This is a genomic window from Variovorax sp. KBW07 (genome assembly GCF_003852515.1).
Classification (GTDB): domain Bacteria; phylum Pseudomonadota; class Gammaproteobacteria; order Burkholderiales; family Burkholderiaceae_C; genus Variovorax.
On record NZ_QAJK01000023.1, the window covers coordinates 1 to 8077 of the forward strand.

The window sequence follows — 8077 nt, forward strand, 5'->3', positions numbered from 1 at the left end:
ACACCGTCGGCGTGAGCGTCGCCCCGAACAGCGGCACACAAACGCAAAACACGACGACCAGAACAGCAGAATTTCATTTCAGACGTCGCGCAATGCGATCACCGCGGCGCGCGCGCGATCGAGGAAAGGCCGGCGCTCTTCGCCTTCTTCGACACGAAGAGGCGCGCCGAAAGTGACCGAGCAGAGGATGGGCACGGGCACGATCTCGCCCTTGGGCATCACGCGCTGCACGTTGTCGATCCACGCGGGGACCAGCACCACCTCGGGGAACATCGTTGCCAGTGCGTACAGGCCCGACTTGAATTTTTGCGGCTCGCCCGTGTGGCCGCGCGTGCCCTCGGGAAAGATGATGATCGAGTCGCCGCTGCGCAAGGCTTCGATCAACGGGGCCAGCGGATCAGCGACCGGCGGGGCGTCGGCCGCAGGCGGTGCCGGCTCCGTCGCCACGGGTTCAGGCGCGGGCGGCGGTGGGGGAGGCGGCGGCGGTGCGGGAAGGTCGAGCTGCCCTTGCACCTCGTTCATCACTTCGGCGGACGTATCGGCGAAGGGCAACGACATCGGAAGCAACGGCTCCATCGACGGCTCGATGCGCTCGCGTTCACGCGCGCTTGCGGCCGGTGGTGCCGGAGGAACATCGGCCGCGACGGCGGGGGCCGCCACCATCGATGCATCGCCTTGCGCCGCTGGTGCCACGGGAGCCGCTGGCGCCGTCGCCGCACGCTCCACATACACCGCGTTGAACACCTCGGTCGTGATCCAGCGCTTGACGGGCGTGTTGGCCCAATAGTCGCGTGCCGCAATCGGCCGCGTGATGCTGCGCAGCTCCTCGGGCAGGGCCGCCCAGATCATCACGAGGTCGGCGTGGCTCTGGTGATTGGCGAAATAGATGCGCTGTTCGGCCTTCGGTGGGCAGCCGTACCAGCGCGCCTGAGCGCCTGTCAGCAACCGGACGATTCCCAACAACAACCAACCTGTGAGCTTTGCCAGCATATGGGCGCGATGATACGGGCCATGCGATGGCGTTTCGATCCTCTTTCTCTGGCGTGGGCGGTGGCCCTGTTTGTTGTTCTCGTGCTGCTGGCCACCGTCGGCGCGCGTTGGGGCTGGGTGCGCAGCTTCTTCGGCGACGTGCTGGCCGTGGTGTGGGTGTATTTCGTCTTCAAGACGGTCATCGGTGCGCGCGTGCTGCCGCTGGCGTTGGCCGCGCTGGGCGTGGGCCTGGCGGTCGAGCTGGGGCAGTACATCGCATCGACCTTGCACCTGCACATTCCGAACCGCGCACTGCGCATCGTGCTCGGCAGCACGGCCGACTGGTGGGACGTGCTGGCCTACATGATCGGCTTTGCCGCGGTGCTGGCCATCGAGGGCCTGCTGCGGGGCAAGGGCCTCAGGGCAGCTCGGCCGCGGGCATCCGCGCCATGACCGTCGACGCCCGCCCGCTCAGGTAGGGCGAGCCGGGCCGGCGCTCGAAGAACTTGGGGCTCGGCAGCATCACCGCGAGGCGCGCCGCCTCGTTGGCGCTCAGGCGCGATGCGGGCTTCTTGAAGTAGTACTGCGACGCCGCTTCGGCGCCGAACACGCCTTCGCCCCATTCGACGTTGTTGAGGTAGATCTCCAGAATGCGCCGCTTGTCGAGCAGCACCTCGAGCAGCGTGGCCAGAACCAGCTCCTGGCCCTTGCGCAGCATGGTGCGTTCGCCGGACAGCAGCAGGTTCTTGGCGAGCTGCTGGGTAATGGTCGAGCCGCCGCGCAGCCGCACCGGCTGCGCCGGCTTGCCACGCGCCACGGCCCGCGCGGTGCGCTTGGCGGCCAGCTCTTCGGCCTTGGCGTTGCGCTGGCGCGCGCGTTCGATGGCTTCCCACTCCACGCCGTTGTGGTCGACGAAGCCGGCGTCTTCGCTGGCAATGACGGCGCGCTTGAGCGTGTCGTTGATCCGCGCATACGGCACCCACTCCTGGCGCCAGCCGCCGCCACTGCCCTGGTGGGTGGCGATCTGCCAGGCTTCGGAGCGCTGGAAGGTGGTGCTTTGCGGATCGATCACCGCCATGGCCGCGATGCGGGCCACGAAGAAAAGCTCGAGCGCCAGGCCCGCCACCACGAGGCAGGCGATCAGGCGCAGCACGGCTTTCATTTGAGCTCGGCGCGCAGCTCGGCCAGCACCTGCGCCGAAGGCGGGCGCACGCCGCGCCAGATCTCGAACGACTCGGCCGCCTGCTCGACCAGCATGCCGAGCCCGTCGCGCGCGGCGGCGCCGTGTGCTTCGGCCCAGGCCATGAACCCGGCGGCGGCGGGGCCGTACATCATGTCGACCGCGAGCCCGCCGGAGCGAAGCACCGAGGCGTTCACCGGCACCGCATCGCCCGCCAGGCTGGAGGCGGTGGCGTTGACCACCACGTCGAAGCTGCCCGGCACTTCGTCGAGTGCCCAGGCTTCGAGCGTGGCGCCATGGCGCAGTGCCAGCGCGGCATGGCGGCGGACCACGGTCACGGCCTTGTCGACGGTGCGGTTGGCCACCACGACGCGCGCGGCGCCCGCGTCGAGCAGCGGGCCGAGCACGCCCGCGGCGGCACCGCCCGCGCCGATCAGCAGCAGCGCCTTGCCGGCCAGCGGAACGCCCGCATTGCGCACGATGTCGTTGACCAGGCCGATGCCGTCGGTGTTGTCGGCGTGGATGTTGCCGTCGGCGTCGAAGCGCAGCGTGTTGACCGCTTGCGCAAGCAGTGCGCGCTCGCTGGTGTGCTGCGCCAGCGCGGCGGCTTCGAACTTGAAGGGCACGGTGATGTTGCAGCCGCGCGCGCTGTCGCCGCGTTCGGCGGCTTCGCGCCGGAAGGCCTCGATGCCCTCGGCAAACGTGCCGAGAGGAATGAGGCGCCGGCCGTAGTCCATCTGCTGGCCGCAGAGTTCGGCAAAGCGGGCATGGATGCGGGGCGAGCGGCTGTGCTCGACGGGGTTGCCCATTACGCAGTACAGGTCCATGGCGCCTTGCTTTCCTACTGCGACGAGAGTTCGATGGTCTCGTCGCGCGTGAACTTGAAGCGCGACTGCAGCACGATCTGGTCGGTCTGCTTGCGCATCGCGTCGGTGAACTTGCCGAAGCTGCCGATGCTGCGAACGATGGCCTGGGCGCGGCGATCGAGCGTCACGTCGCCCGAGCTTTCGTCGACGGCGGTGTCGAGCACCGTGCCGTCGTGGTTGATGGTGACGGTCATCTTCAGCTCGCCATAGAGCTTCTTGCCGGCGGCCGTGGGGAAGTTCTCGGTGCCGCGCACCTCGATGCGGCGGCGCAGCGTGTCCACGTAGATGGCGTAGGCGGCCTCGCGTGTCGCGGGGCTCAGGTAGCGCTTCTTGGGGCGCGCGTTCTCTTCGTTCACGCGGCGCTCTATTTCGGCCAGCAGCTCGACCATCTGGCGGCGCTTTTCCTCGCGTGCGGCAACCTCGGTCGGCTCGCCCGCGGCGCGCGGATCGGGCACGGGCATGGCGGCCAGTTCGCGCTTGAGCTGCGCCAGCATCTGCATCTGCTGGGCCTGCATGGCCTCGACCTGGCGCCGGGAATCTTCGAACGAGTCGCCGACCGAGGTGAAGCTTGACGGCGGCAGCGGGCTGGTGGCACGGCCCTTGTCGAGGTCGCCGCCGCCCGCGAGCGAGGTCTGTGCCATCACCTTGGCGGCGGGGTCCGGCTTGTCGTTGGTCTTGCTGTTGACCAGGATCACTTCGAGCGGCGTTTCGCTGAAGACCCGGTTGAACGATTCAGGATCGACGAAGCGCACCGCGAGCAGGGCGGCATGCGCAATGACCGACACGCCCAGTGCAATCTGCAGCGTGCTGAGGTCCTTGAAGTTCATTCTCGAAACTCCTCCAGGGGCCGCATTTCTCAGGACGACTCGCCGGAGTTCATGCAGGCGTATTTTCGGGCGCGGCCTCGCTGTCGGTCAGGTCGACGGCAATGGCGATGGGGCCCGCAACCACTTCTTCTTCGTCTTCACCGCTGTCGTCGGCAGCGGCGCCGTCGCCGTCGGCATTGGCCTTCGGCGTGTCGAGGCGTTCGAGCACGGTGCCGCTCACGTCGAGCGCAATTTCGTCGATCTCGCCGAGCTTCACACGCAGGCGCGCACCGCGTTCCTGCTGGCCCGCCACCGGGAACACCAGCGGCAGCGTTTCGGCACGCACCAGCGCGCCGTTGGGGATGTCCTTGATGACCGTGGCCTCGAGCTCGGTGATGCCCTGCTGCTGCAGGTACTTGAGCGTCCAGAAGCGTTCCATGCCGCCCTGGTAGGCGTTGTACGTGGCATAGGCCGCGTCGAAGCCCGAAAGAATCGAGAACAGGTCGGCGTCCTTGGGCTTGAACGGCGCGGCCAGCGCGGCGGTCTTGCCGTGGCGCGCGGCCGCGATGATCTGCCACTGGTTCACCAGGTCGGTGTAGCGGCGCAGCGGAGAGGTGCTCCAGGCATAGCTCTTCACGCCCAGGCCGGCATGCGGCAGCGCGCGCGTGCCCATGCGCACCTTGATGCCGGGCGCCAGGCTGGCCTGGCTGCGGTACAGGCCCGGCACGCCGAGCTCGCCGAGCCAGCCGCCCCAGCTGCTGTTGGCCAGGATCATGGCCTCGGACACGATCAGGTCGAGCGGTGCGCCGCGCTGGCGCGTGCTGATCTGCACCTGCTCGTTGCCGGTGGGTTCGTTGCCGTCGTTGCCGACGAGGCGGAAGTTGTAGTCGGGCCGGTTGAAGTTCTCGGGCTTGCCGCGCACCACTTCGCGCTGTGCCTTGAGCTGCTTCGCAAGGCGGAACAGGAAAGACAGCGGGGCGCGCAGGCTGGCCGCGGCTTCGGGCGTGTTGTCGCTGGTTACCGAGGCGTCTTCGAGCCAGGGCTGCGTGACGACGGCGTCGAGCTGGTCGTGCCGCAGGTTGACCACGATAGGCACGCGCTCCAGCTTGGTCTCGGTGCCCTGCAGCTCGAGCGTGGCTTCGTCGAAGCGCGCGTAGAGCGACACGGCCGGGCGGTCGCCGCCTTCGAGCAGCGTGTAGGTGTTGACCACCTCGTCGGGCAGCATGGTGATCTTGTAGCCCGGCATGTAGACCGTCGACATGCGCGCACGCGCCACGTTGTCGATGGCGCTGCCCGGCGTCAACGCCAGGGCCGGTGCCGCAATGTGGATGCCCACGGTGACGGTGCCGCTGCCCAGGCCCTGCACCGACAGCGCATCGTCGATTTCGGTGGTCTGCGAATCGTCGATCGAGAAGGCCTGCACGCCGGTGGCCACGGGCAGGTCGTCCACGATGGCCGGTGCCGCGAGCGCCGGAAAGCCGGTGCCCTTGGGGAAGTTCTCGAACAGGAAGCGGCGCCAGTGGAACTGGTAAGGCGAATCGATGGCGCCGGCGCGTTCCAGCAGCTCGAGCGGCGGGCGCTGCGTGGCGCGCGCGGCATCGACCACGGCCTTGTATTCGGGCGCGTTCTTGTCGGGCTTGAACAGGATCTTGTAGAGCTGCTCGCGGATCGGCGGCGGGCACACGCCCTCGGCCAGTTGCCCGGCCCATTCGACGATCTGCGCCTGGACGGCCTTCTTCTTCTCGATGGCGGCCAGCGCCTGCTGCACGATTTCGGCCGGCGCCTTCTTGAAGCGCCCCTTGCCCGCGCGGCGGAAGTAGTGCGGCGCCTCGAACAGCGCGAACAGCGCGGCGGCCTGCTGCGCCAGCGAGGGCTTGTCGCTGTAGTAGTCGGCCGCGAGATCGGCAAAGCCGAATTCCCCCTCGGCCGCGAATTCCCAGGCGAGGTCGAGGTCCATGGCGGCAGAGAGCGTGCGCGCCTCGGCGATCAGCTCGGCGGGCGACGGTTTTTCGAAACGCAAGACGATGTTGGCGCCCTTGACCTTGACGCGCTTGCCGGTTTCGAGCTCGACCTGCGCCGATGCTTCGGCCTCCGACAGCACGCGGCCGCCGAGGTACTTGCCGGCTTCTTCAAACAATACAAACATAGAGGCGGATTCTCCCACGCCGAGTCATGGGCTCGCCCCCAGGCTTGCCCACTTGGTGTGGCCTCCTTCCCCCTGCCGGGGGCAACACCTGCGGCCCGGCGAAGCCGGTTCCGCGGTGGTCGCGGCTTCTCAGACGGGGTTGATGAACGCCATCACGTCGTCGAGATGGGCTTTTTCGAAATCGGACAGCGCGTGGTCGCCGCCTTCGAGCAGCTTGATGTTGCTGTCGGGGTAGCGCGCCGACATTTCGTGCCAGTCGAGCGCCTCGTCGCCCTTGGCGATGATGGCGAAGACGCGCTCGGGCCGCGTGAGCGCGCCGACTTCCATGGCGCGCAGCTCGTGGATGTATTCGGGGCGAAAGTAGAAATGCTCGGCCGGGTCGTGCCACACGGTCTGGTCGCCGATGTAGCGCGTGAGGTCGCGTGCCGGGTGTACGGCGGGGTTGAGCAGTACGGCGCGGCAGCGCGTCATGCCGGCCACGTAGGTGGCATAGAAACCGCCCAGCGACGAACCGACGACGGCCATCGATTTGCGCGGCCAGTCGGCAATGCCCTTCATCACCATGTCGATGGCATCGTGCGGCGAAGGCGGCAGTTGCGGGCACCACCACTGCAGGTCGGGATGGCGGCGCGCCACGCGTTCCGCGACGAGCCGGGCCTTGGTCGAACGAGGCGAGGAACGAAAGCCGTGCAGGTACAACAGGTGGGTGGTTTGCGGATCCATGCGAGGAGAAAACTGGAGGTGCCGACGATGCTGCACCCCGCTTGCCGGGACCAGGTAATTTTGCATGAGGTCTGTGCGCGCGAGGCTTCTTCCAACGTACAAAACCCCGCATGGCGGGGTCTCTCGAGAAAGCGATAGCTTAGCGAGACTTGTGGAGCGCGGGCGCCTTGCTTGCCCTCTGTACGGTGCAGGCCGCACGCTTGATATCCGAAAGTATTCAAGCTGTGACCAACGCGATGCAGGAAGCCTACGTTCGGGTTACTGAATGAAGCCCGCATCGGCGCTGGCATCTTGCAATGCCGGTCGGCGTGGAGGGCTTCACGCTGTCGCGCCGGGTCGGAATCCATGTTCAAAAAGGCGGCGCAAGTGTCGTGGCGTGGCGCGCGGGATGCATCCCATGAACAAGGGATGTGCACCGGGGTTTGGTTCGCGCGTCGCGGCTTATGCTCGTGGCCATGAACACTGAGGCTCAAGACGACGGATTGCCGCGCCGATGGGGCGTGCTGGTCGTCGAAGACGACAGCCGCGCACGCGCCTTTTTCGAGGCCAGCGTGCAGCGCAGCCCGCGCCTCTTCTGGCTCGGCAGCGCAGGCACGGTGCAGGAGGCATTGGCCTGGCTGGCCCGCACGGTCACGATTCCCGATGTGCTGCTGGTCGACCTGGGCATGCCCGACGGCACCGGCCTGGACGTGATCCGCGATGCGGTGGCCCGCTTTCCCGGCTGCGAGCCGCTGGTGGTGTCGGTCTTCGGCGACGAAGAGAACGTGCTGGCCAGCATCGAGGCTGGCGCGGTGGGCTACATCCACAAGGACGCGGCGCCCGAAGACATTGCGCAGACGATCGTGGAGATGAAGGCCGGCGCATCGCCGATCTCTCCGATGATCGCGCGGCGGGTGCTGGCGAAGTACCGCAGCCTGCAGTCAGCGGTGATCCCGGGTGCGGCCGTTGCGCCGGGCGCGGCACCGGAGGCCGCGGCCGAAGAAACCGATCGCGGGCTGTTGTCGGCGCGCGAACACGAGGTGCTGACGCTGATCGCCCGTGGCTTCTCATACGCCGAGATCGCGCGGCTGAAGGGGCTGAGCGTGCACACGGTGCAGACGCACATCAAGAATCTGTACGGAAAGCTGGCGGTGCATTCCAAGAGCGAGGCGGTTTTCGAGGCGACGCGTCTGGGGCTGTTGTCTCATCCGGGCTGAAATGAAGCGCTGTTCTTCTGTTCGTCGCGTTGTGTCTGGTTCGGCGGCTGCTGTTCTTCAGGGCGCCGCTCACGCCGACGGTGTGCTCTGCTCCGCGAATGTCCCCCGCTTCGCTCCTCCTTTATTTCGCTGCGCAGAGCACACCATCCGCGTGAGCGTCATCAGAGTGGTCGTTGATCAGCGGTACACCA

At 67.4% G+C, this 8077-nt stretch carries 8 protein-coding genes; 2 read left to right on the forward strand and 6 right to left on the reverse strand.

The features are described 5' to 3' along the window. Positions 1 to 78: 78 nt before the first annotated feature. On the reverse strand, positions 79 to 990 hold the full coding sequence (locus DBV14_RS04480) for a 1-acyl-sn-glycerol-3-phosphate acyltransferase (protein ID WP_124458002.1): 912 nt from the start codon (positions 988 to 990) through the stop codon (positions 79 to 81). A 9-nt stretch (positions 991 to 999) separates the two neighbouring features. Between DBV14_RS04480 and DBV14_RS04485 the strand changes: the two genes are divergently transcribed. Then, positions 1000 to 1422, forward strand: coding sequence for a DUF2809 domain-containing protein (locus DBV14_RS04485; RefSeq protein WP_124458003.1), 423 nt, complete (start codon positions 1000 to 1002; stop codon positions 1420 to 1422). Here the strand turns inward: DBV14_RS04485 and mtgA are convergent. The 5 genes from mtgA to DBV14_RS04510 all read right to left on the reverse strand — a co-directional run bounded on the left by mtgA (position 1388) and on the right by DBV14_RS04510 (position 6690). Next, positions 1388 to 2131 (reverse strand): monofunctional biosynthetic peptidoglycan transglycosylase, encoded by a 744-nt coding sequence (gene mtgA / locus DBV14_RS04490; protein ID WP_124458004.1) that lies wholly within the window; start codon positions 2129 to 2131, stop codon positions 1388 to 1390. The genes DBV14_RS04485 and mtgA overlap by 35 nt on opposite strands. Further along, entirely contained in the window at positions 2128 to 2976 is an 849-nt protein-coding gene (aroE, locus tag DBV14_RS04495; RefSeq protein WP_124458005.1) for a shikimate dehydrogenase, read from the reverse strand. Before aroE ends, mtgA begins: the two co-directional genes overlap by 4 nt. 14 nt (positions 2977 to 2990) lie before the next feature. Further along, complete coding sequence (locus DBV14_RS04500; RefSeq protein WP_124458006.1) at positions 2991 to 3842, reverse strand: energy transducer TonB; 852 nt, start codon at positions 3840 to 3842, stop codon at positions 2991 to 2993. 49 nt (positions 3843 to 3891) lie between these two features. Beyond that, on the reverse strand, positions 3892 to 5967 hold the full coding sequence (locus tag DBV14_RS04505) for a ribonuclease catalytic domain-containing protein (protein ID WP_124458007.1): 2076 nt from the start codon (positions 5965 to 5967) through the stop codon (positions 3892 to 3894). A gap of 129 nt (positions 5968 to 6096) precedes the next feature. After that, on the reverse strand, positions 6097 to 6690 hold the full coding sequence (locus tag DBV14_RS04510) for a YqiA/YcfP family alpha/beta fold hydrolase (RefSeq protein ID WP_124458008.1): 594 nt from the start codon (positions 6688 to 6690) through the stop codon (positions 6097 to 6099). Positions 6691 to 7133: 443 nt separating this feature from the next. Here DBV14_RS04510 and DBV14_RS04515 point away from each other — a divergent pair, with 443 nt between their 5' ends. Next, entirely contained in the window at positions 7134 to 7886 is a 753-nt protein-coding gene (locus DBV14_RS04515) for a response regulator transcription factor (RefSeq protein ID WP_124458009.1), read from the forward strand. Positions 7887 to 8077: the final 191 nt, after the last annotated feature.

What these genes read in the sequence shown, in the direction of transcription:
- DBV14_RS04485 (WP_124458003.1), top strand. Translation starts at nt 1,000, where the DNA reads ATGATACGGGCCATGCGATGGCGTTTCGATCCTCTTTCTCTGGCGTGG.
- aroE (WP_124458005.1), bottom strand. Translation starts at nt 2,976, where the DNA reads ATGGACCTGTACTGCGTAATGGGCAACCCCGTCGAGCACAGCCGCTCG.
- DBV14_RS04510 (WP_124458008.1), bottom strand. Translation starts at nt 6,690, where the DNA reads ATGGATCCGCAAACCACCCACCTGTTGTACCTGCACGGCTTTCGTTCC.
- DBV14_RS04480 (WP_124458002.1), bottom strand. Translation starts at nt 990, where the DNA reads ATGCTGGCAAAGCTCACAGGTTGGTTGTTGTTGGGAATCGTCCGGTTG.
- mtgA (WP_124458004.1), bottom strand. Translation starts at nt 2,131, where the DNA reads ATGAAAGCCGTGCTGCGCCTGATCGCCTGCCTCGTGGTGGCGGGCCTG.
- DBV14_RS04505 (WP_124458007.1), bottom strand. Translation starts at nt 5,967, where the DNA reads ATGTTTGTATTGTTTGAAGAAGCCGGCAAGTACCTCGGCGGCCGCGTG.
- DBV14_RS04515 (WP_124458009.1), top strand. Translation starts at nt 7,134, where the DNA reads ATGCTCGTGGCCATGAACACTGAGGCTCAAGACGACGGATTGCCGCGC.
- DBV14_RS04500 (WP_124458006.1), bottom strand. Translation starts at nt 3,842, where the DNA reads ATGAACTTCAAGGACCTCAGCACGCTGCAGATTGCACTGGGCGTGTCG.